Source organism: Streptomyces sp. NPDC104307, from assembly GCF_055584045.1.
Genome location: NZ_JBVJMU010000018.1, coordinates 144,128 through 170,468 on the forward strand (window position 1 = coordinate 144,128; position 26,341 = coordinate 170,468).

At 72.3% G+C, this 26,341-nt stretch carries 19 protein-coding genes and 1 riboswitch; of the genes, 6 read left to right on the forward strand and 13 right to left on the reverse strand.

Going from position 1 to position 26,341, the window contains the following annotated elements:
• Nucleotides 1-195 precede the first annotated feature (195 nt).
• A riboswitch (cyclic di-AMP (ydaO/yuaA leader) is annotated at nucleotides 196-360 on the forward strand.
• Nucleotides 359-1,552 carry a C40 family peptidase gene (locus tag ACZ601_RS32760; RefSeq protein WP_469544787.1) on the forward strand — a complete coding sequence of 398 codons (1,194 nt, stop codon included), beginning with the start codon at nucleotides 359-361 and terminating at the stop codon, nucleotides 1,550-1,552. (Overlaps the previous riboswitch by 2 nt.)
• A gap of 46 nt (nucleotides 1,553-1,598) precedes the next feature.
• Here ACZ601_RS32760 and ACZ601_RS32765 read toward each other — a convergent pair whose 3' ends face one another.
• Complete coding sequence (locus ACZ601_RS32765) at nucleotides 1,599-1,952, reverse strand: hypothetical protein (protein WP_402114292.1); 354 nt, start codon at nucleotides 1,950-1,952, stop codon at nucleotides 1,599-1,601.
• Nucleotides 1,953-2,309: 357 nt separating this feature from the next.
• On the opposite strand from ACZ601_RS32765, the gene ACZ601_RS32770 reads away from it, so the two are divergent.
• Together ACZ601_RS32770 and ACZ601_RS32775 are read left to right on the forward strand one after the other, a co-directional pair.
• Nucleotides 2,310-3,359 carry a C40 family peptidase gene (locus tag ACZ601_RS32770; RefSeq protein ID WP_469544789.1) on the forward strand — a complete coding sequence of 350 codons (1,050 nt, stop codon included), beginning with the start codon at nucleotides 2,310-2,312 and terminating at the stop codon, nucleotides 3,357-3,359.
• A 42-nt stretch (nucleotides 3,360-3,401) separates the two neighbouring features.
• Nucleotides 3,402-4,175: a GNAT family N-acetyltransferase gene (locus ACZ601_RS32775; protein WP_469544791.1), complete on the forward strand. Its 774-nt coding sequence runs from the start codon at nucleotides 3,402-3,404 to the stop codon at nucleotides 4,173-4,175.
• Between the two features lies 1 nt (nucleotide 4,176).
• Here the strand turns inward: ACZ601_RS32775 and ACZ601_RS32780 are convergent, their stop codons facing one another.
• Both ACZ601_RS32780 and ACZ601_RS32785 read right to left on the reverse strand, forming a co-directional pair.
• Nucleotides 4,177-4,881, reverse strand: coding sequence for a LuxR C-terminal-related transcriptional regulator (locus ACZ601_RS32780; protein ID WP_469544792.1), 705 nt, complete (start codon nucleotides 4,879-4,881; stop codon nucleotides 4,177-4,179).
• A complete protein-coding gene (locus tag ACZ601_RS32785) occupies nucleotides 4,865-6,163 on the reverse strand; it encodes a PspC domain-containing protein (protein WP_440574120.1) in 1,299 nt (432 codons plus the stop codon). The genes ACZ601_RS32780 and ACZ601_RS32785 overlap by 17 nt, the downstream gene beginning before the upstream one ends.
• Nucleotides 6,164-6,360: 197 nt before the next feature.
• Here ACZ601_RS32785 and ACZ601_RS32790 point away from each other — a divergent pair, with 197 nt between their 5' ends.
• Nucleotides 6,361-7,692, forward strand: a complete 1,332-nt coding sequence (locus ACZ601_RS32790; protein WP_469544795.1) for a PspC domain-containing protein — start codon at nucleotides 6,361-6,363, stop codon at nucleotides 7,690-7,692.
• Entirely contained in the window at nucleotides 7,679-7,942 is a 264-nt protein-coding gene (locus ACZ601_RS32795; RefSeq protein ID WP_469544797.1) for a hypothetical protein, read from the forward strand. Before ACZ601_RS32790 ends, ACZ601_RS32795 begins: the two co-directional genes overlap by 14 nt.
• Here the strand turns inward: ACZ601_RS32795 and ACZ601_RS32800 are convergent.
• The 4 genes from ACZ601_RS32800 to guaA form a co-directional block, all read right to left on the reverse strand.
• Entirely contained in the window at nucleotides 7,849-8,355 is a 507-nt protein-coding gene (locus tag ACZ601_RS32800; protein WP_469544799.1) for a DoxX family membrane protein, read from the reverse strand. The genes ACZ601_RS32795 and ACZ601_RS32800 overlap by 94 nt on opposite strands.
• A gap of 154 nt (nucleotides 8,356-8,509) precedes the next feature.
• Nucleotides 8,510-9,775 (reverse strand): hypothetical protein, encoded by a 1,266-nt coding sequence (locus tag ACZ601_RS32805; RefSeq protein WP_469544842.1) that lies wholly within the window; start codon nucleotides 9,773-9,775, stop codon nucleotides 8,510-8,512.
• Nucleotides 9,776-9,899: 124 nt separating this feature from the next.
• Nucleotides 9,900-10,670: a class II aldolase/adducin family protein gene (locus tag ACZ601_RS32810; protein WP_469544801.1), complete on the reverse strand. Its 771-nt coding sequence runs from the start codon at nucleotides 10,668-10,670 to the stop codon at nucleotides 9,900-9,902.
• 155 nt (nucleotides 10,671-10,825) lie between these two features.
• On the reverse strand, nucleotides 10,826-12,412 hold the full coding sequence (gene guaA, locus ACZ601_RS32815) for a glutamine-hydrolyzing GMP synthase (protein WP_469544803.1): 1,587 nt from the start codon (nucleotides 12,410-12,412) through the stop codon (nucleotides 10,826-10,828).
• Nucleotides 12,413-12,729: 317 nt separating this feature from the next.
• Between guaA and ACZ601_RS32820 the strand changes: the two genes are divergently transcribed.
• Nucleotides 12,730-13,050, forward strand: coding sequence for a chorismate mutase (locus tag ACZ601_RS32820; protein WP_469544805.1), 321 nt, complete (start codon nucleotides 12,730-12,732; stop codon nucleotides 13,048-13,050).
• A 363-nt stretch (nucleotides 13,051-13,413) separates the two neighbouring features.
• On the opposite strand, the gene ACZ601_RS32825 is transcribed toward ACZ601_RS32820, so the two are convergent.
• From ACZ601_RS32825 to ACZ601_RS32850, 6 genes are all read right to left on the reverse strand, one after another.
• Nucleotides 13,414-15,159, reverse strand: a complete 1,746-nt coding sequence (locus ACZ601_RS32825) for a peptidase (RefSeq protein ID WP_469544807.1) — start codon at nucleotides 15,157-15,159, stop codon at nucleotides 13,414-13,416.
• 305 nt (nucleotides 15,160-15,464) lie between these two features.
• Nucleotides 15,465-17,315 carry a GMC family oxidoreductase N-terminal domain-containing protein gene (locus ACZ601_RS32830; protein ID WP_469544809.1) on the reverse strand — a complete coding sequence of 617 codons (1,851 nt, stop codon included), beginning with the start codon at nucleotides 17,313-17,315 and terminating at the stop codon, nucleotides 15,465-15,467.
• A gap of 64 nt (nucleotides 17,316-17,379) precedes the next feature.
• Nucleotides 17,380-18,996 (reverse strand): succinic semialdehyde dehydrogenase, encoded by a 1,617-nt coding sequence (locus tag ACZ601_RS32835; protein ID WP_469544811.1) that lies wholly within the window; start codon nucleotides 18,994-18,996, stop codon nucleotides 17,380-17,382.
• A 223-nt stretch (nucleotides 18,997-19,219) separates the two neighbouring features.
• Nucleotides 19,220-20,941 (reverse strand): protein kinase domain-containing protein, encoded by a 1,722-nt coding sequence (locus tag ACZ601_RS32840; RefSeq protein ID WP_469544813.1) that lies wholly within the window; start codon nucleotides 20,939-20,941, stop codon nucleotides 19,220-19,222.
• A 130-nt stretch (nucleotides 20,942-21,071) separates the two neighbouring features.
• A complete protein-coding gene (locus ACZ601_RS32845) occupies nucleotides 21,072-24,041 on the reverse strand; it encodes a protein kinase (protein ID WP_469544815.1) in 2,970 nt (989 codons plus the stop codon).
• Nucleotides 24,042-24,221: 180 nt separating this feature from the next.
• Nucleotides 24,222-26,162: a serine/threonine-protein kinase gene (locus tag ACZ601_RS32850; RefSeq protein WP_469544816.1), complete on the reverse strand. Its 1,941-nt coding sequence runs from the start codon at nucleotides 26,160-26,162 to the stop codon at nucleotides 24,222-24,224.
• Nucleotides 26,163-26,341 lie beyond the last annotated feature (179 nt).

Genomic DNA, 26,341 nt, shown 5'->3' on the forward strand with positions numbered 1-26,341 from the left:
CTCCGGAGCCACAGACGGCGATGCCCGGACCACCCTGCGTAGGAAAATGGCGCGCCGCGCCCGGCCGTGCGGCGCGGGTTCCGCAAGGTCACGAAAATGTATCGGGCATATCGAACATCAACCTTCACAGCGGCACCATGAGTTGGCTAGCGTGCTCGTTCGGACGGCCGTACCCCCGAGGCGAACCACGCCGAGCGGGCGTCCACGCCGAATCCGGGCCGCCCGTACGGGGTCCGGAACCGGGGACCCACACGCAGCACCGGGGTGAATCGGTCCGCATCCCCCACCAGGACCGTAGGGCAGCCTTCCGTTCCGCCCGAACCCGACAGCTAACCTGGTAGGCGGTCCACGGAAGGAAATGCCGGTCTTGGCATCGCATCGCAAACCGCGCCCCCGGGTGCGCAGCACCGCCCCCGCCATCGGGTTCACGACGGCCGCACTCGCCTCCGTGACCCTGCTGTCCACGCAGAGCGCGCTGGCGGCCCCGGCCCCGAAGCCCAGCATCGAGGACGTCCAGAAGAAGGTCGACGACCTCTACCGGCAGGCGGGCACCGCGACCCAGCACTACGACGAGGCGAAAGAGGCGTCCGCCGCGCAGCGCACCAAGGTGGACGGGTTGCTGGACGACATCGCCAAGCGGGCCGACAAGCTGAACGACGCCCGCCGCACGCTCGGGAACTACGCGGCCGCCCAGTACCGCGACGGCGCGCTCGCGCCGACCGCCACCTTCTTCCTGGCCAACGACCCGCAGTCGTTCTTCGACCAGACCCACCTGATGAACCGGATGGCCACCAACCAGCAGCAGGCCGTCACGGACTTCCGTACGAAGCAGGCGGAGGCGTCGAAGAAGCGGGCGGAGGCGGTGACGAGCCTGGAGACGCTCACCGCGTCGCAGACCAAGCTGCGCACCAGCAAGCAGAACGTGCAGAACAAGCTGACAGAGGCGCGCACGCTGCTGTCGAAGCTGACCGCGCAGGAGAAGGCGCGGCTGGCCGAGCTGGAGGAGAAGAAGAAGGCCGAGGCCGCGCGCAAGGCCAAGGAGCTGGCGAAAAAGCAGGCGGCCGCGAAGGCGGAGGCCGAGCGCAAGGCCAAGGAGGCCGGCAGCGACAGCGGCACGGGCTCCGGTACGGGCACGGGTTCGGGCTCAGGCACCGGTTCCGACACCGGTTCCGGCACCAGTTCCGGTTCGGACAGCAGCGCGACGACGAAAGCCGGGAAGGTCCTCGCGTTCGCCAGGGCCCAGATCGGCAAGCCGTACGTCTGGGGGGCGACCGGCCCGTCCTCGTACGACTGCTCGGGGCTGACCCAGGCGGCCTGGCGCTCCGCAGGTGTCTCGCTGCCCCGGACCACCTGGGACCAGGTGAACGTCGGCACCCGGATCGCCACGGCGGACCTTCAGCCCGGGGACCTGGTCTTCTTCTACGACGACATCAGCCACGTCGGGATCTACAAGGGCGACGGCATGATGATCCACGCACCGAAGCCGGGGGCCAATGTGCGCGAGGAGTCGATCTACTACATGCCGATCTACGGGAGCGTGCGCCCCGGCTAGGACCTGTCCGGCGGACCGGGCCCCCGGGCGCTCGGGCCCCGGGCGCTCAGGTCCAGAGCGTGGCGATGAAGATGTTCACCATCGTCAGTCCGCCCACCGCCGCGAAGAGGCCCTTCTCGACCTTCTCCTCGTCCCGCTTGACGTAGACCAGCCCGAGGATGACGACGAGGATCAGCAGCTTGATGCCGATCTTGACGTTGTTCACGGGGTGGTCGTCGGCCTGGTCGAGCCCGACCAGGGCGATTCCGGTGACCAGCATGGTCAGCGCGCCGTGCAGCATCCCCGGGACGAACCGGGCCGTCCCCGCGCTCATCGCCTTCATCTGGGTGAGGAAACCTCCCAGCAGGGCGGCGATTCCGATGATGTGAAGAGCGACGAAGACATCGATGAGTACACGCATGGTTCCGCACCCTAGCCCCGGCCATACCAGGCATCGGCAGCCAGGTCAGGCTTACTGGATGCTTGACTCATGAATGCACCAATTGCCTGACTCTGGTGCAATTTTTCCTGTCATTCAGAAACAACGCACCGCCAAATTCGGGCAATAAGCGTCATTACGACTCTTCCCCGTGCCCCGGGTTTAGCGTCCCTACCAGGTGACCGGATCACCGCCGCTCCGCACCCGGACGGCGCCGCCCGGTCGCCCCGCCGAGAGATCCGGCGGCGGGCCGCTCCCCCTGTTGGTGACCCGCCGCCGGACCGGGCGGGTCCGCCGGTAGGCCCCGGCGGGCAGTCGACAGGAAGGACCACCGCCCTCGTGGCCGCGCACCGGAAACCAAAGCAGCGCCCGTACACCGGCTCTGCTGCTCGCACCGCAGCGACCCTCGCCCTCGCCGGGGCCGCGACCGCTGCCGCGCTGCCGGGATCCGCGCACGCAGAGCCGAAGCCCACCGCCGCACAGGTCAAGGCCCAGGTGGACCGGCTGTACCGGGAAGCGGAGGTCGCCACCGAGCAGTACAACGGCGCGAAGGTGAAGACGGCCGCCATCGCCAAGTCGATCGACGCGCTGCGCGACGAGGCCGCCCGCAGGACCGAGCGGCTCAACACCTCGCGCGAGGCGCTGGGCTCGTACGCCGCCGCGCAGTACCGCGCGGGCGGCCTCGACCCGTCCCTCCAGCTGGCCCTCTCCTCCGACCCGGACCAGTACCTCCAGCGCGCCTCCTACGTGGAGCGGGCCGCCTCCGGCCGGGCCGACGAGCTCCGCGCCGTGCGACGCCAGGTGGCGGACGTGGCGCAGCTGCGCTCGGAGGCGGCGGGGCAGCTGGCCGAGCTCACCGCCCGCCAGGCAGAGCTCCAGAAGCACAGGACGACGGTCCGGGCCAAGCTGTCGGAGGCCCGCGCACTGCTGGCCCGCCTCTCCCCCGCCCAGCGCGCCGCCTACGACGCCTCCGACGGCGGCGGCCGGGGCGCGGGCCACGCAGACCGCAGCGCCCCGCGCGGCTCGGCGCAGGCACCGAACGCCCGCGCGGCGGCGGCCGTCGCCTTCGCGTACGGGGCCCTCGGCAAGCCGTACGTCTGGGGCTCCACCGGCCCCTCCTCGTTCGACTGCTCCGGCCTCACCCAGGCCGCCTGGCGCTCAGCGGGTGTCTCGCTGCCCCGGACCACGTACACCCAGATCAACGCCGGGCAGCGGGTCGGAAGGTCCGAACTCGCGCCGGGGGACCTGGTGTTCTTCTACTCGGGCGTCAGCCATGTCGGCCTCTACATCGGCAACGGCCGGATGATCCACGCCCCGCGCCCCGGAGCCCCGGTCCGCATCGCGCCGATCGACGAAATGCCCTTCGCGGGAGCGACCCGGGTGGCATAGGCTCCCGTCCTTCCGACCCACCGGACAGAAGGACACCCGCGCATGCCCATGGACTTCGACGTCCAGACCCACGCCCGTACGCTCGCCCTCCGCTCCCCGGACCACTACCGGGTGGGCCCGTTCACGGTGCGCCACAACGTGAACTGGTCGCTGAAGTACGCCAACTACGCGATCCCGGACCAGGGCGCGGAACCGACACCCGGCGAACTCGACGCCCTGATCGCGGCGTTCCGGGAGCGGGACCGGATGCCGCGCCTGGAGTACCTGCCCGGCTGGGCGCCCTCGGTCGAACCCGCGCTGCTCGCCGCCGGGTTCACCGTCGAGAACCGGGCCCCGATCCTGGCCTGCGCCCCGGAAGGCCTGCTGCCGCCGAAGCCGGTGGACGGTCTGGTGACGGCCGAGCCGGTCACGGCGGCGGAGTTCGACGCCGCCGCGCTCGTCCAGCACCTGGGGTACGGCGGGACCGGCGAGCCCGAGGGCGGCGAGGCGGAGTGGCTTCGCAACGCGGCGGCGAACGGCGGCGTCGCCGCGCTCGCCACCCTCGACGGCGCCTCGGCGGGCGCGGGCGGCTGCTCGGTGCCGGTCGACGGGCTCAGCGAGCTGGTCGGCCTTGCCGTCGCCGCGGAGTTCCGCCGCCGGGGCATCGGCGCCGACCTCTCCGCCCGGCTCACGGCGACCGCGTTCGAGCGGGGCTGCCGGGTGGTGTGGCTGGAGCCGGGCGACGCCGATGTGGAACGGATCTACGCGTCCATCGGCTACCGCAGGGTCGGCGAGAAGCTGAACATCTCGCTCGATCCGGAACGGGAAGCCGGCTGACTCAGACCAGCCGTCGGGCCGTCGCCCAGCGGGTCAGCTCGTGCCGGTTGGACAGCTGGAGCTTCCTGAGCACCGCGGAGACGTGCGACTCGACCGTCTTCACCGAGATGAACAGCTGCTTGGCGATCTCCTTGTACGCGTAGCCCCGGGCGATCAGCCGCAGCACCTCGCGCTCGCGCTGGGTCAGCCGGTCGAGGTCCTCGTCGACCGGCGGCGCGTCCGTCGAGGCGAAGGCGTCGAGGACGAAGCCGGCCAGCCGGGGCGAGAACACCGCGTCGCCGTCCTGGACCCGGAAGACCGAGTCGACCAGGTCGGCGCCGGTGATGGTCTTGGTGACGTAGCCTCGGGCGCCGCCCCTGATGACCCCGATGACGTCCTCCGCGGCGTCCGAGACGGACAGCGCGAGGAAGCGCACCGGGTTCTCCACCGCGCCCATGAACGGGGCGCAGCGGCGCAGCACCTCGACGCCGCCGCCGCCCGGCAGGTGCACGTCCAGGAGGACGACCTCGGGGCGGGTCGCCGTGATGACGGTGACCGCCTGGTCGACGTCGGCGGCCTCGCCGACGACCTCGACGCCGGTCTCCTCCGTGCGGCCGATCTCGGCCTGTACGCCGGTGCGGAACATCCGGTGGTCGTCGACGAGCACGACTCGTACCCGGCGCTCCGGGTCCGCGTGGCCCCCGGTCGGCTCAGTGGTCCCGTTCATCGCTCGTCCTCTCCATCTCCAACTCGACTTCCGTGCCCCCGCCGGGCACCGAACGCAGCCGGGCGGTACCGCCGTTGCGCTGCATCCGGCCGATGATCGACTCTCGTACGCCCATTCTGTCCCCCGGTACGGAGTCCAGGTCGAATCCCGGCCCCCGGTCGCGTACCGAGACGAAGACCGTGCGGCCCTCGACCTCGGCGTAGACCTGTACGGCGCCGCCCTCGCCACCGTACTTGGCGGCGTTGACCATCGCCTCGCGCGCTGCCTGCATCTGTGCGGTCAGCCTCTCGTCGAGCGGGCAGTCGCCCACGACGACGACCTCCAGCGGGACGCCGTGCTTGTCCTCGACCTCTGCGGCCGCGCGTTTGACGGCCTCGGCCAGCGTCTCGGGTTCGTCGTCCTCGTCCTTGCCGGTGCCCTCGGGGTTGTACAGCCAGTTGCGCAGCTCGCGTTCCTGGGCGCGGGCCAGTCTGCGCACCTCGCCCGCGTCCTCCGCGTTGCGCTGGATCAGGGTGAGGGTGTGCAGCACCGAGTCGTGGACGTGGGCGGCGACCTCGGCGCGTTCCTGGGCCCTGATGCGCATCAGGCGTTCCTCGGAGAGGTCCTGGGTCATCCGGACGAGGTAGGGACCGGCCAGCAGGGCGATGCCGGTGAGCACGGCGATGGCCGCGGTGAGGACGTTGCCGAGCTGGGCGGCGGAGCCGCGTACCACCATGAAGCCGGCGAGGCCGAGGCCGACCAGGGCGACTCCGGCGAGCCCGCGGGCCAGGTTCAGGACCCGGCGGCGGCTGCCGACCTCCATCCAGCGGGCCCGGCGGGCGTTGTCCGCCTGCCGCCAGACCAGGACGGAACCGGCGCCGATCAGCAGGGTGGGCCAGATGTAACGGTCGGCCTTGCTGCCCATGTCGACGTTGCCGACGAAGATCACGGCGCCGATGAGGAGCGCGACCAGGGCGAAGACCTGGCCCCGGTCGGGTTTGCGGAGCCGGCGTCGGCCGTCGGGGGCGGTCTCGAAGACGGACCGGGGGCTGTCCACGCCGCCGACGCCGAGCGGGACGACGATCCAGAACACGGCGTACAGGAGCGCGCCGAGGCCGTCCGCGAAGAACAGTCCGAGGAAGACGAACCGCACCCAGGCGACCGGCAGCCCCAGGTGTCCGGCGAGTCCGCGCGCGACGCCGCCGAGCAGCCGTCCATCGGCGCTGCGGTACAGCTTGCGCAGCGGTGGCTCCTCCGGGTCCGGATTGAGGGAGCTGGCGGCTCGGGTGGTGGCGGCTGGCATGACCCGATCGTCACACGTGTGTGCGGCCGTTGGCATCAGGGTCGGCCCCCACTTCGACCCTGAGAGCCGGGAGGGAACGAAGGGGGCGGGCGCCGGGGCCCGGAACGGTCCCTTCAGGGTCGGGAGGGGGCGATCTCAGGGTTCGTCCAGGGTCGGGGCGGGTGCCGGAGGTGCCCGGCGCCCGTCACCATGGAGCCATGACCGTTCCCCAGGATGCGCCGCCCGGCGCCGTACCGTCCGCCGGGCCCGGCGGGAAGCTGCACCGCAGCTCGCGGCAGAAAGTGGTGGCCGGGGTCTGCGGCGGCCTCGGCCGGTACTGCGACGTCGATCCGGTGATCTTCCGGATCGTGCTCGGGGTGCTCTCCGTGACCGGCGGTCTCGGGCTGATCTTCTACGGCTTCGCGTGGCTGCTGGTCCCGCTGGACGGCGAGGAGGAGAACGAGGCGCGCCGGCTGCTGTCGGGCCGGGTCGAGGGGGCGTCGCTGATCGCGGTGCTGTTCGCGCTGGTCGGCTGCGGGCTGTTCCTGTCGATGCTGGGCAACGGCGGCACGCTGGCGTTCTCCGCGATGCTGGCCCTCGCGGTGATCGGCTTCTCCGTGTGGACGCAGCACCGCAGGACGGTCGATCCGCAGGGCCCGCTGCATCCTGCGGCCGCGCAGGCGGTCTCGGACGCGCCGCCGGAGGTGAAGGCGCCGCCGAGGCCCGACAGCCCGTCCTGGTGGCGGGACCCGATCATCAAGGACGGCACCACGGGCCCGGTAGGTCCCGGCTATCTGTGGGGTCCTGCGGACACCACGCTGGACGGCCGGGCGGCCGGGCCGCGCGGGGCGACGGCCACCGACCCGTTCCGGACGCCCAGGAAGTCGCGGCAGAACCCGGAGGCGACGTCGATCGCCGGGGCCGTCTTCCTGCTGGCGGTGCTGGCGGGCGCGGTGGGCGCGCAGGCGAACTGGGACTCCCAGCCGCTGGGGCTGAGCCTGCAGATCGGGCTGACCGCCGCGCTCGCGGTGTTCGGGGCCGGGATGCTGGTCAGCGCCTTCGTCGGGCGGACCGGCTTCGGTACGGTGCTGCTCTCGATGATCACCGCGGGCCTGCTGGCGGGGGCGTCCGCGCTCCCCGCCAACATCACCGCGCACTGGGTGCGCGAGGAGTGGCGCCCGGCCTCGGTCGCTGCGGTACAGCCGCGCTACGAGGTGGGCTCCGGGGTGGCTGACCTGGATCTCACCCGGGTCTCCGTGCCGAAGGGCGACACGCTCAGGACCCGGGTGGAGGTCGGTGCGGGCCGGGTCGTCGTGCGCGTGCCGAAGGCGGTCACCGTGCGGCTGAGCGCGCGGGCCGGTCTGGGTGACGTCACGCTGCCGGGCGAGGCGCCCGGCGGCGGATCGCGCCAGGGCGACGTGGACATCAGGGTCTCGGAGAACGAGCACCGCACGCTCTCCCCCGAGCCGGGCGGCCCGCCGGCCGGGACCGTGGAACTCGATCTGGAAGTCACCATCGGACAGGTGGAGGTCACCCGTGCTTCGTCATGAGATCCGGCCCGGACGGGCGGTGGCGGGCCTGGTGATGATGGGCCTGGCGGCCGGTTACGGGGCGGACGCCGCCGGTCTCTGGCACGTTCCGTGGGTGTTCTTCGTCGCGCTGTTCGCCGGCGGCCTCTTCATCGCCGTGCTGACCACCTGGGTCGCCTACCGGATCCGGCGCCGCCGCGGCGGGAGGACGCCGTCCACCGAGAACGACGTGGCCCCGCCGAGCAGCAGCGGCAGCCAGGCCATGAGGTAGATCAGGTCGTTGCCGAGGTAGTACGGCTCGGTCTGCCAGCTGACGGTCAGCCACAGGCTCAGCGAGATCAGCGCACCGCCGAGCGCGGCGATCCTGGTCCACAGGCCGAGGAGGGTGCCGAGCCCGACGAGGAGTTCACCGATCGCGATGGCGTAGCCGAAGCCGGACGGGCCCTTCAGCGCGAGGTCGACCAGGGCGGGGATCGCGGCGGAGTCCCGGACCGCGTTCATCGTCTGCCCGATGGAGCCATCGCCGGTGGCGTGGAAGAAGGCGCTGTCGGTCAGCTTGTCGAGCCCGGCGTAGACGAAGGTGGTCCCGAGGAAGATCCGCAGCGGCAGCAGGGCGTGCTCCCGTGCCAGCTCCCGCAGGCTCTTCGGCTCGCCCAGCCCGCGCCCGTTCATGCCGTAGTGCATTGGTGCCCCGCCTTCCGCAGCCCTGCGGCGGACCGCCCGGTCCCGCTCACAGGGCCATTCGACCCTCGCCGGACCGTTCGACCCGTCACCAGACCCTACGGCCTTCCGGGTAGCCGGTTCCCGGGGCCCCGGAGCCCGCCGGGGGCCCCGGGGCTCAGTCCGTCACGTCGATCTCGACCCGGTTCGACTCGGTGCCGGACGCCGTGACCACCTGCACCTCGACCACCCCGGGCTCCACCTCCACCGGCACCGGCACGGTCAGCACGGTGTCGGTCGGGTTGGCGAAGCCGCCCGGGACCGGGACCAGCGGTACGTGGACGTGGACCGGGCCGATCCGCACGACCATCCGGGCCAGCCGGTCCGGGGCTCCGGCGCCGGGCGGCACGAATCCCGCGCCGCGGATCTCGATGTCGTCACCGGTACGGATCGGCGCGTCCAGATCGCCCGCCTCCCGGGCCCTGACGACCGAAAGCACCACGGGCCGGCCGGACTCCGTGTACTTGCCCGCGAAGTACGCCGCCGCAGAGACGGCCACCAGCAGGGCCAGGCCCCATGGCAGATCGGGCAGCTGCTCGGGCCGCCGGGCGAGGCGCACCCCGGCGAAGAGCACGGCGACGGTGGACACCAGCACGTAACTCACGTCCGTGAAGCTGCCGCGCCCCGCGTCGTCGGTGAGCAGGTCGGCGGCGCGCGGCCGGTCGGCCCGCAGTTTCTGGAGCCGTCCGGACAGCACCCGTACGCCCACCACCCGCCGGACCACCACGGCGATGGCGCACACCAGCGCCAGCACGGTCACCACCCCGGCGCCGCGCGCCAGGTCCAGGCCCTCGATCAGCGCGTCGCGCTGCGCGTGGCCGGAGGCGACCGCCAGCTGGAGGGCGAGGACGAGTACGGAGAAGACCGCGAGCAGCACCCAGGACGCGGCGACCGTCCGGGAGGTGGAGAGCCGGTTGTCCTCACCGATCAGCGGGGCGAGGAGGCCGCCGCGCCCCCGGTGGATGTGGGCGGCCCCGGTCAGCAGCCCGGCGGTGACGAGTCCGGCGACCAGTCCGGCGGTGCGGGCGTGGCTCCAGCCCGCGCCGATCGCGGTGGCGGCCTCCGCGAGGGCCAGTACGGCGACGGCGCCCCACACGATGAGCAGGGTGCGCTGCCACACCCGGTACAGCCAGGCGTCGCCCGCCTCCCGGCCCCGGTCCGCGACGGCGCGCGCCGACTGGGTCAGCTCGTCGGAAACCCACTGCCGGGTCGCGGAGGGCGACTGGGCGACGGCGGCGGGCAGCCCCTGACCTGCGGCGAGTCCGTCCCGCTTGGCCAGGAAGGCGGCCACCGCGCGCCGGTGTCCCTCGCGCGCTCCGTGCGGGCAGTCGCCGCACGTACAGCCTCCGCCGTGCGCGCCTTGTCGTGCCTCGTCCAACGCCACGGAGAACGCCGCCCTTTCCCGCCCCGGTACAGCTGTGGTCAATTCAACTCAGCTGTGATTGCTGCGAATTGTGCCGTACCGGACGGGGTACTCCCGCATCGGGGCGCGTCTGCGGGTGGCTTCGTCAGAACGTTCGAGCGATGCGCTGCCACTGCGGCTGGTAGTTGATCCAGGCGACCAGGTCGCTGCCGAGCTGGTCCCGGGTGGTGAGTGCGTCCCGGTGCTCGATCAGCACCGGCTTCCCGGCCGCCCGCGCGGCCAGCTGCACCTGGCAGGACCGCTCAAGGGTGAGGAACCACCAGGCCGCCGCGTCCACCGAGTCGCCCACGGTCAGCAGCCCGTGGTTGCGCAGGATGACCGCCTTGCGGCCGCCGAGCGCGGCGGCGATCCGGCGCCCCTCTTCCTCGTCCACGACGACCCCCGTGTACGCGTCGTAGAGGGCGTGGTCCTCGTAGAAGGCGCAGGACTCCTGGGTGATCGGCTCGATGAGCTCCCCCAGTGCGGCCAGCGCGCGCCCGTGCACGGAGTGGGTGTGCGCGACGGCGACGACGTCCGGGCGGGCCCGGTGCACCTGGGCGTGGACGGCGAACGCGGCCTGGTTGACGTGGTGGCGGCCCTCGACGACCTGCCCCTCCCCGTTGACCAGGATCAGCTCCTCGGGGCGCAGCCCCTCGAAGGGGGCGCCGAAGGGGTTGACCCAGAAGCAGTCGGGGAACTCCGGGTCGCGTGCCGTGATGTGCCCGGAGACGCCGTCCTCGTACCCGTACTCACCGAACAGACGCAGCGCCCCGGCGAGGCGTTCCTTGCGGTACGCGCGTTCCTCGCCGAGGGAGGTGTGCACGGGCGGCATCGCGAAGTGGAGCTGGTCCACCGGTATGGGGGCGGGCTCTGGCATGGCGGCTCCTCTGGGCTCCCGGGCGTACGAAACCAGGCGTACGGGATCAGACGTACGGGACCGGAAGTTACCGCCGGTTGCCGCAGGTGGCCAGAGGTACGACGATGCCGCCGCCCGGAGGACCGGACGACGGCATCGTCATGAGGGGGTTGGGACTACTCCCACTCGATGGTGCCCGGGGGCTTGCTGGTCACGTCGAGGACGACGCGGTTGACGTCGGCCACCTCGTTGGTGATGCGGGTGGAGATCTTGGCGAGGGTCTCGTACGGCAGTCGCGACCAGTCCGCCGTCATGGCGTCCTCGGAGGAGACCGGGCGCAGCACGATCGGGTGGCCGTAGGTGCGGCCGTCGCCCTGGACGCCGACGCTGCGGACGTCCGCGAGCAGGACCACCGGGCACTGCCAGATGTCGCGGTCCAGGCCGGCCGAGGTCAGCTCCTCGCGGGCGATGGCGTCGGCCTCGCGCAGCAGGTCGAGCCGCTCCTTGGTGACGTCACCGACGATCCGGATGCCGAGGCCGGGGCCCGGGAAGGGCTGGCGCTGGACGATCTCCTCCGGCAGGCCGAGCTCCTGGCCGACCATCCGGACCTCGTCCTTGAACAGCTGGCGCAGCGGCTCGACGAGCTGGAACTCGATGTCGTCGGGGAGGCCGCCCACGTTGTGGTGGGACTTGATGTTGGCGGTGCCGGTGCCGCCGCCGGACTCGACGACGTCCGGGTAGAGGGTGCCCTGCACGAGGAAGGCGACCTCGGGGCCGTCCTCCTGGAGGATCTCCAGCTGGGCCTGCTCGAAGACGCGGATGAACTCGCGGCCGATGATCTTCCGCTTCTGCTCCGGGTCCGACACACCGGCCAGGGCGTCCAGGAAGCGCTTCTCCGCGTCGACGACCTTCAGCTTCGCGCCGGTCGCGGCCACGAAGTCCTTCTCGACCTGCTCCGTCTCACCCTTGCGCATCAGCCCGTGGTCGACGTACACGCAGGTCAGCTGGGAGCCGATGGCCTTCTGTACGAGAGCCGCGGCGACCGCGGAGTCCACGCCGCCGGAGAGTCCGCAGATGGCGCGCTTGTCGCCGACCTGGGCGCGGATCGCGGCGATCTGCTCCTCGACGACGTTGGTGGTCGTCCAGTTCGGCTCGATGCCCGCGCCCCGGTACAGGAAGTGCTCAAGGACCTGCTGGCCGTGCGTGGAGTGCAGGACCTCCGGGTGGTACTGGACGCCGTAGAGCTTCTTCTCGTCGTTCTCGAAGGCGGCGACCGGCACGACGTCGGTGGACGCGGTGACGGTGAAGCCCTCCGGGGCGGCGGAGCAGGCGTCGCCGTGCGACATCCACACCGACTGCTGGTCCGGGGTGCCCTCGAAGAGGGTCGAGCCGCTCTTGGAGACGGCGAGCGCGGTACGGCCGTACTCGCGGGCGCCGTTGTCGTCGACGGTGCCGCCGAGCGTGGTGGCCATCAGCTGGAAGCCGTAGCACATGCCGAAGACGGGGACCCCGGCCTCGAACAGCGCGCGGTCGAGCGAGGGCGCGCCCTCCGCGTACACGGAGGAGGGTCCGCCGGACAGGATGATCGCGCGGGGGTTCTTGGCCAGCATCTCGGCCACCGGCATCGTGGACGGCACGATCTCGCTGTAGACCCGGGCCTCACGGACGCGGCGGGCGATGAGCTGGGCGTACTGAGCGCCGAAGTCGACAACGAGGACCACGTCGGTGGTGGTGTCGGGGGCGGCGGGGGGTGCTGCTGGCACGGGGCGGCCTTCCGGCGGTGGAGAGGGGGTCGGTTCTTCCGATTCTACCGGCCGTGGGCCATCGCCCCGCCGGACTCCCGTCTCACCATCCGAGCCCGGTGTGAGCCCCGGCCGGGAGCGGGTCCATACTGTCTGCCATGCGTCAGCACACGACCTTCGTCTTTACCTATGGCACCCGGCCCGCCGGCTGCCATGGTCGTGCTGCTTGAGCAACTGACAAGCAACGTTCCAGGCGCCCCGGGCCGACAGGCCCGGGGCGTTCTGGCGTTCCGGGCCCGGTCGGTCCCGGGGAGCCGCAGCTACCCGGGAGACCCACCATGAGCAGCAGCACCGCAGCGGCCCGCCCCGCGACCTCCGCCTCCACCGCGGAGGCGACCGGCGCGCACACCGAGGAGGCCGCGTCCCTGATCGGCGACGCCCGTGCGCGCATCGACGCCCTGGACGACCGGATCATCGGTCTCGTCCAGGAACGGATGGCCGTCTCCTCCGTCATCCAGGAGGCCCGGATCACCTCCGGGGGCCGCCGGGTGAACCTCTCCCGGGAGATGGAGATCCTCGGCCAGTACCGGGACGCGCTCGGCAAGCCCGGCACCTCGCTGGCGATGACGCTGCTGGAGCTGTGCCGCGGCCGCGTGTGACCCGCCGCGGGGCGGACGGCCCTTGGCACCGCAGGGCGGTAGGGGCGTATCCCTGTTCGGGCGGAGTCTCACCCGTACGGCGCGTGACCGGGCCCGCGGCGGCTTCGTTGGTCCCGGTGTCCGTGCCAGCCAGGGGCGGCGGTGGCAGGAAACCACGCGTGGCTCCGCCGGGGCGTGTGGCGTACCGCAGGTACGCCGTGGGACCGCGCACCGGCGTGCGTGACCGGTCGGCAGGGGACAGCAGCCCGGTCACCCGCAGGGTCCGCCCCCGGACTAGACCCAGGGGCTGGATCCTCGAAAGAACGGCCGGCTCCGGGGACGCCCGGGGCCGGCCGTTCTTCCGTGTCCGCTCGCGCCCCAGGGTCAGTGGGCCGCGCGGCGGCGGGACACCGTGTAGAGGACCCCGCCCGCGACCAGGGCGACCGCGGCCGCGGCGCCGGTCATCAGGGCGACCGAACCGGTGGCGGCGAGGCCGCCGCCGGAGTCACCGCCGGTGCTGCCGGAAGAGGACGAGCCGGTGGAGCCGCCGCCGCTGGTGACTCCGGAGTCGCCCGAGCCCCCGGTGGATCCGGTGGATCCGGTGGAACCAGTGGTGCCGGTGGTACCTGTCGAGGACGAGCCTGTGTCACCGTCGCCGGTGGTGGCTCCGGAATCGCCCGTACCGGAGTCCTTGGCGTTCAGGACCAGCGAGGCGGTGTTGTTGGCGGGCTCGGGGTCGAACCGCAGCTTCGGGTCCTGGAGGAAGGGGTTGCGGACGACGACCTTGCCGGACGCCCCCTCGACCACCTTGGTGATCTTCAGCTCGAAGGGCAGCGCGAAGTCGGCGTCCTCGCGTACGGACATCGGGGTGGAGCAGAAGTAGCGCGGGGCCCCGGTCTGGTCCTCGCGGTACTCCCCGGCTGCCGTCACACCCCGGCAGGACTCGGGCTTGGCGACGACCGAGGCGCCCTCGGGCACGGTGACGTCGACGGTGGCGACGTCCTCGCCGGAGCGGATGTAGCCGATCCACGCCGGGCCCCGGTTACGGAATCCGACCTTCACCGCGACCGAGTCGCCCTCGGCGCCCTTCGCGCGGTCACCGTACGCCGCGAAGTCGGCGGTGTTGGAGGTCTGGAAGTCGACCTCCTGCTGGTTGTCGCTCGGGTCCAGGTCGGCGGCCAGGGCCGCCGGGGCCTTGCGCAGGGCCAGCGTGGCGCCCTTTCCGGCGCTGTACTTCGCACCGGCGCGCTGCCCGGCGCGGGCGGCGGAGCCGTCCTCCTCGACGCGGTAGAGGAAGGAGTCGTAGAAGGCGCGCTCCGTGGCCCTGATGGCGGGCGGCTCTGCCAGCGTGTAGGCGACGCCGGGCTCGTAGCTGCCGTCGAAGGAGCACAGGGCGGTGGTCCAGGCGCCGGGGCTGCCCATGCCCCCGTCGGACTCGCTGTACTCGCAGTTCCGGTACCGCTCGGTGAACTCCATGCCGCGCGTGTACCGCAGGGTGAGCAGCACGCCCTCGGCCGCGCGGGTGCCGTTGTTCGTGAAGGTGACGGGCACCGGCTGGGTGTCGCCGGTCTTCAGCTCCGTCCGGAACGGCAGCCGCTCCATCGACAGGTCGGGCCCGCCGATGCCGATCCGGGCGGTGAACGAGGTGAACGTGGCCCCGTCCGCCTCCGCGGTGACCTCGATGGCGCCCGTGTCGCCGTCCTCGCTGCCCTTGGCCGCGGTGACGTCGAGCTTCGCGAGGGTGCTCAGGCCGGGGAAGATGCCCCAGTCGTGGCAGACCGCGCTCGTCCCGGAGACCGAGCAGTCGGCGCTGCCCTCCTTGTCGAAGGCGACGTCCGCGACGCCCTTGATCCCGCTGAGGTCGAAGCGGACGGTGTACTCGCCCTCGAAGGCGCCGTTCTCCTCGTCCTCCGAAGGGTTGTTGACCGTGAAGTCGAGCGACGCCTTCTGCGGGGCACCCGTCGCCGGGTACGGGTGCAGCGCGGTCTCCGCCGGGCCACCGAGCGTGAACTCGGGGGCGGCGGCCTGCGCCGGAGCGGTCAGGGCGAGGGATCCGGCGGCCAGCAGACCGGCGGCGGCGAATCCTCCCGCGGCCCTGCGCAGAGCGGCTCTCGGGGTCGTGCTTCTCATATGGCGGGCTCTCCGGGGTGGTGAGGAGCTGAGTGATCGCCTTTGCGGCGACGTGGGTACGACCCCGGGCCCGGGTGAATAGTTGCGCGGCTCCAGATCACGGATCGAGCACACCGCGAGGCGTGACCGACGTCACATAAGGATTTCGTGAACTTCGGGACAACCATCGGGATGCCTTGCAGGTCATGCATGCGGAACCACCGGTCACATCCGTAACTCGGCTTCACCGGTAGAGCATGAGGGGGCTGCACTCGGAGGGGGGTGCAGCCCCTTCTGCTGTCCCGGTTCAGGTCCGCTGTCCCGGTTCAGGCCTTTCCGGTCTTCCCGGTCTTCTCGGTCTTCTTCTGCGGCATCGCGGGCATCCCCAGGAACGGCAGCCTCAGCGCGCCGAAGGCCTCCGCCGGGACGGCCGGCGCCTGCGGTTCGACCGCCGCCAGCCGCTCGTACGCCTCTCCCGCCGCCGGACGGGGATCCCGCTCCCCCTTGTTCGGCCAGAAGGACATGGCGCGCTCCGCCTGCGCGGTGATCGTCAGCGACGGGTTGACGCCGAGGTTGGCGGAGACCGCGGAGCCGTCGACCACCGAGATGCCCGGGTGCCCGTACAGCCGGTGGTAGGCGTCGATCACCCCGTCCTCGGGACTCGCACCGATCGGGCAGCCGCCGAGGAAGTGCGCGGTGAGCGGGGTGCCCATCAGCTCACCGATGTTGGAGCCCGCGAAGCCGTTGATCTCCTCCGCGAGCAGCGTGGCGCCGCGGGTGGCCTCCGCGATCTGGGTCGGGTTGGGCGCGCCGTGCCCCTGCCGGGCGGTGAGCAGGCCCTTTCCTATGCCGCCCGGCTTGCGGTAGGCGGTCAGGGAGTTGTCGAGGGACTGCATGACGAGCCCTATGATCGTCCGCTCCGACCAGCGCCGGTTGGAGAGCGAGCGCATGGCGAGCGCCGGGTGCCTGGCCATGCTGCCGAGCCAGCCGAGCACCCGGTGGGTGCTGTAGGGGACCTGGAGGATGGTCATCCCGCCCATCGCGTTGGATCCCTTGCCGTAACGGACCGGTTCGATGTGGGTGTTCTCGTCGGGGTGGATCGAGGAGGTGATGGCGACCCCCCTGGTGAAGTCGGCCTTGGTGCCGTGCTTCTTCCGGTAGCGCCGGTCGGAGGTCTGCGCCCCTACGAGCCCCTCGGAATTGGTCCGGGTCAGCTCGCCGAGCCGGGACGAGACGCGGGGCAGCAGCCCCCGGTCCTTCATCGTGTGCAGCAGGGTCTGGGTGCCGTACGTGCCCGCCGCAACGACCACCTGGCGGGCGCGCAGCCGGGTCGGCTTCGCCTTCCGGCGGCGGTCGGTGGGCACGGTGATGACGCGGTAGCCGCCCTCCGGGTGGTCGGTGACCGCGACGACAGAGGTCATCGGGTGGATGACCGCGCCGGCCTTCTCCGCGAGGTGGAGGTAGTTCTCGTTGAGGGTGTTCTTCGCGCCGTGCCGGCAGCCCGTCATGCACTCGCCGCACTCGGTGCAGGCCTTGCGGGCGGGGCCCGCGCCGCCGAAGTACGGGTCCGCGACCGTTCCGCCGGGCTTGGCCCGCGCCGTCCCGTCGGCGTCCTTGCCGTCGCCGAAGAAGACGCCGACCGGGGCGAGATGGAAGGTGTCCCCGACGCCCATCGCCTCCGCGGCCGCCTTGAGGTGGACGTCGGAGGGGGTCGTCGTCGGGTTGAGCCGGACCCCGAGCATGCGGGTGGCCTGGTCGTAGTACGGCTTCAACTCGTCCTGCCAGTCGGTGATGCCCGCCCACTGGCGGTCCTCGAAGAACGGCGCGGGGGGCACGTACAGCGTGTTGGCGTAGTTCAGCGAACCGCCGCCGACCCCCGCCCCGGCCAGCACCATCACCTTGCCGAGCAGATGCACCCGCTGGATGCCGAAGAGGCCGAGGGCGGGGGCCCAAAGGTAGTTCTTGAGGTCCCAGGAGTTCTTGGGCAGGGTGGCGGGGGTGAACCGGCGGCCGGCTTCGAGGACGCCGACCCGGTAGCCCTTCTCGCTCAGCCGGAGGGCCGACACCGCACCGCCGAAGCCCGAACCGACGACCAGTACGTCGTAGTCGTACGCGGCGTCGTCGTCGGCCGCGCCGCCGGGTCCGGCCTGATTCTGGGCAGGGCTGTCCTGGGACATGGCACTCCTCCGTACGAAAAGGACAGAAATGCTGAGGTGGTGCGGGGGCAGTGGGGCAGTGGGGTCAGCGCAGGCGGAAGGCCTTCATCGCCTTCAGGCTGCGGCTCATGAACGCCGCGTACTTCTCGTCGTCCATCCCGAAGGACGGGGCGAGCGGGATCAGCCGCTGCTGGGCGACCGTCTGGGCCTCGGTGTACTTGAGGATGCCCTCGGAGCCGTGCCGGCGGCCGAGACCGGATTCCTTCATGCCGCCCATCGGGGACTGCACGCTGCCGTACGCGGGGGCGTAGCCCTCGTTGATGTTGACCGTGCCGGTCCGCAGCCGGGCGGCGACGGCGTGGCCGCGCCTGCCGTCCTTGGTCCAGACACTGGAGTTGAGGCCGTACGGGGTGGCGTTGGCGAGGCGGATGACCTCGTCCTCGTCGCGGAAGCGGTAGATGGAGACGACCGGCCCGAAGGTCTCCTCCGTGCAGACGGCCATCGGCGCCTCGACGCCGTCCAGGATGGTCGGCTCGTAGAAGAGCGGGCCGATGTCGGGGCGGGCGACGCCGCCCGCGACGAGCCTGGCGCCCTTCTCGACGGCCTCCGCGACATGCCGGCTGACGGTCTCCAGCTGGCGTTCACCGACCAGCGAGCCCATGTCGGCCCCGTAGGCGAGGGAGTTGCCGAGCCGCATCGCCTTCGTACGGGCGGCGAACCGCTCCACGAAGTTGTCCGCGACCGACTCGTGCACGTACAGCCGCTCGATGGAGATGCAGAGCTGTCCGGCGGAGGAGAAGCAGGCCCGGACGGCGCCCGCGGCGGCCTTCTCCACGTCGGCGTCCTTGAGGACCAGCATGGCGTTCTTGCCGCCGAGCTCCAGCGACACCCCGACGAGCCGGGCAGCGGCGCCCTGGGCGACCTCGCGGCCGGTGCGGGTGGAGCCGGTGAACGAGACGTAGTCGGCGTGCTTGACGACCTCGGGGCCGACCACCGGCCCCTCCCCCAGCACGACCTGGAACACCTCGGCGGGCAGCCCGGCCTCGATCAGCAGGTCACGGGCCCACAGCGCGGTCAGCGCGGTCTCCGTGTCGGGCTTCATCACGACGGCGTTGCCGGAGACGAACGCGGGCAGCGCGTCACCGACGGACAGCTCGAAGGGGTAGTTCCACGGCGCGATCTGGCCGACGACACCGCGCGGCTGACGCAGCTCGGTGACCTTGGTGAGGGTCGGCACGACCCCGGTGTGCCGCTTCGGTTTCAGGTACGAGCCGGCCTTGCGGCCGTAGTGCCGGGCGGCGACGGCGACGGCCTGGACCTCCTCGTGGGCGTGCAGCCGGGCCTTGCCGGTCTCCAGCTGGATGAGGTCGAGGACCTCCGACTGGCGGCCGAGCACCAGGTCGTGGAAGCGCAGCAGCACGGCGGCCCTGGCCCGGACGGGCGTCGACGCCCAGGCGGGCTGGGCGGCGCGGGCCCGCTCGAAGGCGGCGGCAACGTCCTCGGGGGTGGACTCCGGCAGGTCGGCCAGCTTCTCCCCGGTGAACGGGGTGTGGTTGGCCGTACGGCCGGAACCGGCGACGCCACGGGTCAGCTGGGCGATCACCTCGGGGGTCACGACGTCGGCGGCCGTGCGCACGCCCGCGGGCGCGGCGGCCACGGGGTTCGAACCGGTGGGGGCAACAGGGGCCTGCGAGTCCGTCATGAGGGCGAGAGTACGTCCAGCCGGATGCTTTGGGTACCCGTGGGTAACGGCTTTTCACAGTCCCCACAAGAGCCCGCCGCGAGGACCCGCCGATCGAGCCAGTGTCCACTGGCTACATAAGCGCTGATCAGGGGCTATCTTCGCGGTCGCGCATCACGGCCGCGGTCAGGAGGAGCGGATCCGGTCGCGGACGGCCCCGAGCAGGCGGGGCCGGTCCCTGCCGTCAGCCGGTGTCCCCCGGCGCGCGCCAGCCGCGCAGCATGGTGTCGAACTGCTTCCGGGTGGTGTCCCAGTCCGCCGCCGGACCCGTCATGTACAGCGCATACTCCGGCCCGCCGTCGCCCGCGTAGTACATCTGGTCGATGGCGTGCCGCTCCTCGCCGCTGTTCTCGGTCCAGGTGAACTCCCAGAGCGATCCGGGGTGGTCACGGTAGAAGTTGGCGCGCAGGGCCAGGCCCCGGTACTGCGGCAGCCGCTTCCGCAGGCCCGGCTCCATGTTCTGCATGTGCAGGTACGGGGTCTCGAAGTCGGGGTTCTGGTCGATGCTGATCCGGAGGTAGCGCTTGCCGTTGTCCGGGGTGTAGTCGATGTTGGCTCCGTTCGTCCGGCGCTGCCAGCCGTCCGGTACGAGGAGCTTGAACCCCTCCGGGTCCTGGACCCGGTGCCAGCCGGCCGGTACGTCCTTGAGCGTCGGGTCCGGTTTCGGGCCCGGCTTCTTCGAGGGGGCCGACGAGGACTTGTGGGGAGCCGGGTCCTGCGACCGGTTGCCCGCGTCCGCGGTGCCGCCGCTCGCGGTGCCGGTGTCCGGGCGGTCGCGGTACTTCATCGCGGCGATCCCCGCGCCGCCGCCGAGCAGCGCCGCCAGGGCGAGCACCAGCAGGGCCGTACGCCACCGGGCGCGGCCGCGCCGGGCCGCCGGGGCGGGCCCTGCGGGCGGGACGGCACCGGGGTGGTGCGGCTGCCCCGTGGAGCCGGGGTGCGGCAGCTGACCCGTGGAGCCGGGGTGCGGCAACTGGGCCGTGGAGCCGGTCGCGCCGCCGGGGCCCATCGCACGCCGGGCCTCCTCCGACAGCTGCTGCGTCGGGACGAACTCCTGGGCCGCCCGGGGCTGGCGCCCCTCCATGGCCTCCAGCAGCATCCGCTCCGCCTCAGCCGCCGACGGCCGGTCGGCCGGCTCCTTGCGGAGCAGCGCCGTGATGACGGGGCCCAGCGCCCCGGCCCTGACGGGCACCGGGGGTTCCTCCGCGACGACGGCCTGCATGGTGGATATCGGGGAGGTGCGCCGGAACGGCGAGCTGCCCTCGACCGCGGTGAACAGCGTGGCGCCCAGCGACCACAGGTCGGACGCGGGGCCGGGATCGCCGCCGCGGACCCGCTCGGGCGCCAGGTAGTCGATGGACCCGACCAGCTCACCGGTCCTGGTGATGGTCGAGTCGCCCTCTATCGCCGCGATCCCGAAGTCGGTGAGCAGCACCCGGCCGTCCCGGGCGAGCAGGACGTTGCCCGGCTTCACATCGCGGTGCAGCACCCCGGCGCTGTGTGCGGCGCGCAGCGCGCCCAGCACGTGGAGGCCGATCCTGGCGGCCTCGCGCGGCACCAGCGGCCCGGCTTCCTTGGCGGCGTCGGCGAGTGACGGGCCGTCGACGTACTGCATGACGATCCACGGCCGGTTGTCGTACTCGATGACGTCATGGACGGTGACCACGCCCGGGTGCGTGATGCGGGCGGCGGCGCGGGCCTCCTTCTGCGTACGGGCGTGCAGCACCACCCGGTCCGCCTCCGCGACGTACAGCCCGGCGGTCAGCTCCTTGACGGCGACGGTGCGGTGCAGCACCTCGTCGTGGGCTCTCCAGACCTTGCCCATGCCGCCGCGCCCGAGGACTTCACCGAGCCGGTATCGCCCGGCCAGCAACAGTCCCGCATCCGTGCCCTGTGATCGATCCACGTATCCCTGCCCCGTTCCTTCGGATGACAGGTTACGGAGGGGAGGTGCGGCCACGGAACCTCGCACCGCCCACGAGATCGCACTGTGATGCTTGTCGCGTCATCCGGTCGCTCTGGGGTCCCGTCAGGTATCAGGGCGTCACGCGGTAGGAAGCGATGGCTTGTTGGTAGATGTCCGAAACCTTGTCGCGCCGGCTCTCCGGGCCGATGACCTGGATGAGGTGGTAACGGCCCTTGACGATCATCGCGAGGTTGCGTACGTACACCTCCCGGCCGGAGCTGTCCTGCCAGGTGAACTGACCCTCCGCCATGGCCTGTCGGCCGACGTCTATGCGGCGCAGCCCGCTCGCGGACGACCAGCTGGAGTCCCGGAAGGGCTTCAACTCGGGTTCCTTGTCGCGCTGGTAACCGAGCGGATCGGCGCCGTTCGCCTTGACGGTGTCGCGGCCGGGGACGATCAGCAGGGTGAAGCCGTCGCTGCCGTAGTGGACCTGTCGCTCCGTGTTGGCGGGGCTGCGCTGCCACCCCTTGGGCACCCCGACCTCGAAGCCCTCGTCGTCCTTGCGCAGCACGTAGCCGGACGGGAGCGCCACGGCGGACCGGCTGGTCTGCGGCTTCTGCTTGCCGGGGGACCGGGACGGGGAGGTGGAGGATTTGCCGGAGCTGCTCGGGCGGGCGGAGCCGGGCTCCGGCGATCCGGTCGCCGTACGGGACGGACTGGCGCCCGCGCCGGACTGCGAATCCGACTTGGGCATGAACTTCACGGCGTACACGATGGCCGCGACCAGCGCCAGCAGGATCAGCACGAGCAGCAGCCGGCCGAGCCGTCGCGGCGCGCGCCGCCCGTCCTGCTGCGGGCGCGGCGGGGTACGCAGCGCCTTGGGGCCCTTGGGCCCGCGCGGCGGCCTGACGGCCCGGGGTTCGCGCGGTTCCACGCGGACCGGCTCCGCCTCCGGCCGGCCCCTGGACTGGCGGTGGCGGCCGTGCGCGGCGCCGCCCCGGCGGCTGCGGCGCTTGCGGACGAGCTCGCCCCGGCGGCGCACGACGGGCAGCTTGGTCTCGTCCACGGACGGCAGCGGCACCACGTCGAGCCCGGCCTCGGGCTCTGGCGCGGAGCGCACGAGGGAGCGCAGCCAGCCGCGCAGCTCCTCGAAGTCCGGCCGCTCGGTCGGGTCCTGCCGCAGCAGCGATTCGACGACGGGCCGCAGCGCGCCGCACTCCTCCGCGAAGGCGGGCGGCTCACCGCAGACCATCTGGACGAGCTCGGCGGCGTTCTCCTCCGGGTACGGGGCGTGGCCCTGGACGGCGCGGTAGAGCAGCGCGCCCAGTGCCCAGAGGTCGGTGGAGGGGCCGATGGGTGGTGCGAGCTGCCAGTTCTCGTGGACCGGTCCGGCCTGCTCGGGCGCCCAGCGCTCGGTGACCGCGCCGACGACGGCGATCCGGGCCTGCCGTGCGCGTTCGGCGGCGAGGGTGGTGGCGGGGCCGCGGTAGGCGGAGGTGTCGCGGTTCCCGGCGACGATCTCGTCCCAGCCGCCCTGGGCGGCCGCCCGGGACTCCCCGGTCCCGGCGGCGGGCGGCGTGGGGCGGATGACGGCCGGGGTGGTGCCCTGGCGCCGGGAGTCGGCCCGCAGGGCGTCCTCGCTGGAGCCGCCGGCCGGGACCGGGCGTCCGGCGCCGGGGCCGTCGTCCCAGGAGCCGGTCAGATGCAGCCGCCGGGGCGGCGCCTGACCGCCGTCACCGTCCTCGCCGTACGTGGCGTCCTCGTCGTCGTACTCGTCGTCCTCGTCGTCGTACGGGACGGCGTCGTTGCCGTAGTCGTACGCGTAGTCGTCGGCCAGCGGGTCCAGCGGGTCGGACGGCCGCGGACCGGCCGGGCCGGTGCCTTCACGCTGGACCGGCAGCACGCCGGTGTCCCGCGCCTCGTCGGTACCGGCACGGCGCTCCTCCTCGCTGACGCGTGCGGCGGCGGCGCGGGCCCCCGCGCGGTACGCGGCGATGGCGCCCGCGCGCGCGGCACGCGCCTGGGCGGCGCTGCCGGGCTGGGGGGCGGGGAGGGGCTGCGGCGGCGGGCGGCGTACGGACTCCAGCTCGGCGGCGCCGTACGGATACCCGGAACCGCCCGCGTGCGGCCCGGACTCGATCGCCGCGGGGCCGCGCGAACCGGGCACCTCGGGCGGGCCCTCGGGGCCGGAAGGGGTCTCGGGGCCGGAAGGGGGCTCGTAACCGTCCCCGTACTCGGTCCGGCGATCGTCCCGGTACTCGTTCTCGTACTCGTACTCGCTCTTGTTCTCGTACTCGCGATCGGTCTCGTACTCGTTCTCGCGATCGGTCTCGTCCGCGTACTCGGTCCCGTACTCGGTCCGGGGCGTGGCCATCGGCAGCGCGTAGGGGTTGTGGTCGTGGTCGTCGTCCCCAGGCTTCCGTTCGGCCGTCGGCGGGACGTACGGGCCGGTGGGGCCCGACTCCACGGCGGGGCCGCCGTACTCCCCGTCCTCCTCGGCATCGTCCTGGCGCGGCACCGGTACGTAGCCGCAGAGGGCCTCCTCCGCCGCCCCGGCCGCCAGACCGGTCAGCACGACGCGTCCGTCGTCGCAGATGAGCACGGTGCGCACGGTGATGTTGCGGTGGGTCCAGCCGTGCGCGTGCAGCACGCGCAGCGCCGTCAGGACGTCGGAGCCGATCTCCGCGGCCCGGTACGGATTGAGCGGGCGCTCCGCGAGCAGCGCCGCCAGCGGGCGGGCCGCGACCAGTTCACTCACTATCCAGAGCGATCCCGCCTCCGCGAACACGTCGAAGACCTGGTCGAGCCGGGGGTGGTCGGGCACCTGGGCCGCCGCCTGGGCCGCCTCGATCGCGCGCCGGACCGCCGGCTCTGTGGAGCGCCGCACCGTACGCCCGCCGGTCAGCCGGGCCGGTGCGGGCAGTCCGTCGGCGTCGAGCACCTCGGCGTCCACGACTTCCGGTAACGGCACCTGCCGGACCAGGACTTCCTGCCCGCTATAGGTGTCGAACGCCCGGGTTTCCACCAGTTCGTACGCGTCGGACGGGGGCAGCGGAAGGCGGTAGCGGTCGGCAAGCACCCGACCCGCGTAGTCGTCCACGACGCCTCCCCAGAGCGCGCTGTCCCCCGGTCACACAGACCACACCGAACCAACCAATTGTGGTCACTCAACGTGCAATTGACACGCGGTTTCGGCTGCGTACGGTCTTCGGGCTCTCACAATACGTGGCAACGGGCGGCCGCGCGGCAGGGTCTGCGCAACCCGGCCCGGCAGCCGTCCTCAGTCGAGCGGTTTGAACGTGTCGAACGCGGTCTCGCGCAGCGTCTTGCACGCCTTGCCGTCCCACTCGTCGACCTTGCAGCTGATCATGATCGAGTAGCCGCGCTTCGCGTCGACCTTGAAGCCCCGGTCCAGTATCCGGCTGCGCTGCCCGTTCTCGTTGCGCTCGAACTGCCAGTCCGCGACGGTCGGGTACCCGTTGTACTCGACCTTCTTGATACCCAGGTGCTGGTACCCGCTGCTGCTGCCGGCAACCGCGCCCTTCAACCCGTTCCAGGCGGCGGCCGCGTCGTCGCCCGGCGAGCTGTTGTAGTCGATCTGGACGCGCGGGAAGCCCTTGTCGATGTTGTAGATGCCGCCGGAATTGCTGCCCGCGATGGAGTTGCGCTCGAATCCCTCGGGCATCGCCATGGTGAAGTGGAACCGCTTGTCGGTGACCGACTTGTACCCGGCGGGCAGCGCGCCCTTGCCGTCCGCGTCGCCTTCGGAGTCGTCCTTGCCCTTGCCGGAGTCGTCCTTCCCGGAGTCGTCCTTGCCCTTGCCCTGGCCGTCGTTGCCGTCCTGGCCCTGGTCCTTGCCGCTGCCGCCGCCCTGTTCCGTGCCGCCGGTTCCGGCGGAGGAGCCCGCTGTCGAGGCGCCGGCCGAGGCCGAGGTGTCGTCCTTGCCCTTGCCCGCGTTGTCCTTGCCGGTGTCGTCGCCGCCCAGCGAGAGCGCGAGGACCGTGCCGAGCACCGCGAGCACGATGACCGCCGCGATGATCGCCAGGGTGCGGCGCGGCACCACGTCGGTGAGCGAGGCCCGGGGCGGGGCGGGCGGGGCGGTGGCCGGACGCGGCGGCGGTACGGCCCCGGAGGCGGACGCCGTGGCCGTGGCGGGTACCGTGGCGGGCCGGGCCGGTGCGGCGGCCGGGGCCGCGGCGACGGGCGCGGCCTTCGCGTTCCGCGCGGAGCGCAGCGCGCCCCGCAGCCGGTCGCGGGTGCCCTCGCCCGGTTCGCCGCTCTTCGAGGCGGGCTTCGCGGGGGCGGGCACCTTGGGCAGCGCCATCACCTGGGTGGCGTCGGCCGGCGGCACCGGGGCGTCCGACTGCTCGGGGGCGTTGATCACGTCGTTGAGCAGGGCGCGCGCACCGGCGTCGTCGAGCCGCTGCTCGGGGTCCCGGGCGAGCAGACCGTAGATGACCTCTTCCAGCGGGCCCGCGTTCTTCGGCGGGTCGAGCGGCTCGGTCATCACCGCGGTCAGGGTCGCGATCGCGGAGCCCTTGTCGTAGGGCGGGCAGCCCTCGACGCTCGCGTAGAGCAGTCCGCCGAGCGACCACAGGTCGGCCGGCGGGCCCGGCTTGTGTCCGCGGGCCCGCTCCGGCGAGATGTACGAGGGTGCGCCGACGAGCATGCCCGTGGAGGTGACGGAGGGGTCGCCCTCCACCTGGGCGATCCCGAAGTCGGTCAGGACGACCCGGCCGTCCTCCGCGATCAGCACGTTGGACGGTTTCACGTCACGGTGCAGGATGCCCTCGCGGTGCGCGGAGCGCAGCACGTCGAGTATGGCCAGGCCCACCTCGGCGGCCCGTCTCGGCGTCAGGACACCGTCCTCGCGCACCGCCTCCGCCAGCGACTTGCCCTCGATGAGTTCCATGACGATCCACGGCCGGTCGTCCTCGTCGACCACGTCGTAGACCGTGACCGCGCCGTTGTTGCGAATCCGGGCGATCGCCTTGGCCTCGCGCAGCGTCCGCGTGATGAGACGGCGCTTCTCGTCGTCGTCGATGGCTGTCGGGAACCGCAGTTCCTTGACCGCGACCGTGCGTCCCAACGTCTCGTCGACGGCGCGGTGGACCGTGCCCATACCGCCCCGGCCGAGCACCTCCCCGAGCCGGTAGCGCCCCGCAAGGAGACGCCCGTCCTTGTCCCGTTGGGGCTCCCGTGCCTGCTCCGCCTCCGACATGCGTCCCCTCTGCGATCAACCCGCCCTGGCAGAGCGTTCATTGTCCCCTACCCCGGGACCGGTCCTGGTGCCGGGGCCCGGGTCCGCCCCGATGTGACCGGCGGAAGGGGCTCCCTGACGCGTGGACATCGTGGGCACCGCTCGTCGCCCTGTCGGTGACGGCGCCACCCGGTCCCGGA

Coding starts and splice junctions, on each gene's coding strand:
- ACZ601_RS32760 (WP_469544787.1), top strand. CDS start 359: ATGCCGGTCTTGGCATCGCATCGCAAACCGCGCCCCCGGGTGCGCAGC.
- ACZ601_RS32765 (WP_402114292.1), bottom strand. CDS start 1,952: ATGCGTGTACTCATCGATGTCTTCGTCGCTCTTCACATCATCGGAATC.
- ACZ601_RS32775 (WP_469544791.1), top strand. CDS start 3,402: ATGCCCATGGACTTCGACGTCCAGACCCACGCCCGTACGCTCGCCCTC.
- ACZ601_RS32780 (WP_469544792.1), bottom strand. CDS start 4,881: ATGAACGGGACCACTGAGCCGACCGGGGGCCACGCGGACCCGGAGCGC.
- ACZ601_RS32785 (WP_440574120.1), bottom strand. CDS start 6,163: ATGCCAGCCGCCACCACCCGAGCCGCCAGCTCCCTCAATCCGGACCCG.
- ACZ601_RS32790 (WP_469544795.1), top strand. CDS start 6,361: ATGACCGTTCCCCAGGATGCGCCGCCCGGCGCCGTACCGTCCGCCGGG.
- ACZ601_RS32800 (WP_469544799.1), bottom strand. CDS start 8,355: ATGCACTACGGCATGAACGGGCGCGGGCTGGGCGAGCCGAAGAGCCTG.
- ACZ601_RS32810 (WP_469544801.1), bottom strand. CDS start 10,670: ATGCCAGAGCCCGCCCCCATACCGGTGGACCAGCTCCACTTCGCGATG.
- ACZ601_RS32820 (WP_469544805.1), top strand. CDS start 12,730: ATGAGCAGCAGCACCGCAGCGGCCCGCCCCGCGACCTCCGCCTCCACC.
- ACZ601_RS32825 (WP_469544807.1), bottom strand. CDS start 15,159: ATGAGAAGCACGACCCCGAGAGCCGCTCTGCGCAGGGCCGCGGGAGGA.
- ACZ601_RS32830 (WP_469544809.1), bottom strand. CDS start 17,315: ATGTCCCAGGACAGCCCTGCCCAGAATCAGGCCGGACCCGGCGGCGCG.
- ACZ601_RS32835 (WP_469544811.1), bottom strand. CDS start 18,996: ATGACGGACTCGCAGGCCCCTGTTGCCCCCACCGGTTCGAACCCCGTG.
- ACZ601_RS32850 (WP_469544816.1), bottom strand. CDS start 26,162: ATGTCGGAGGCGGAGCAGGCACGGGAGCCCCAACGGGACAAGGACGGG.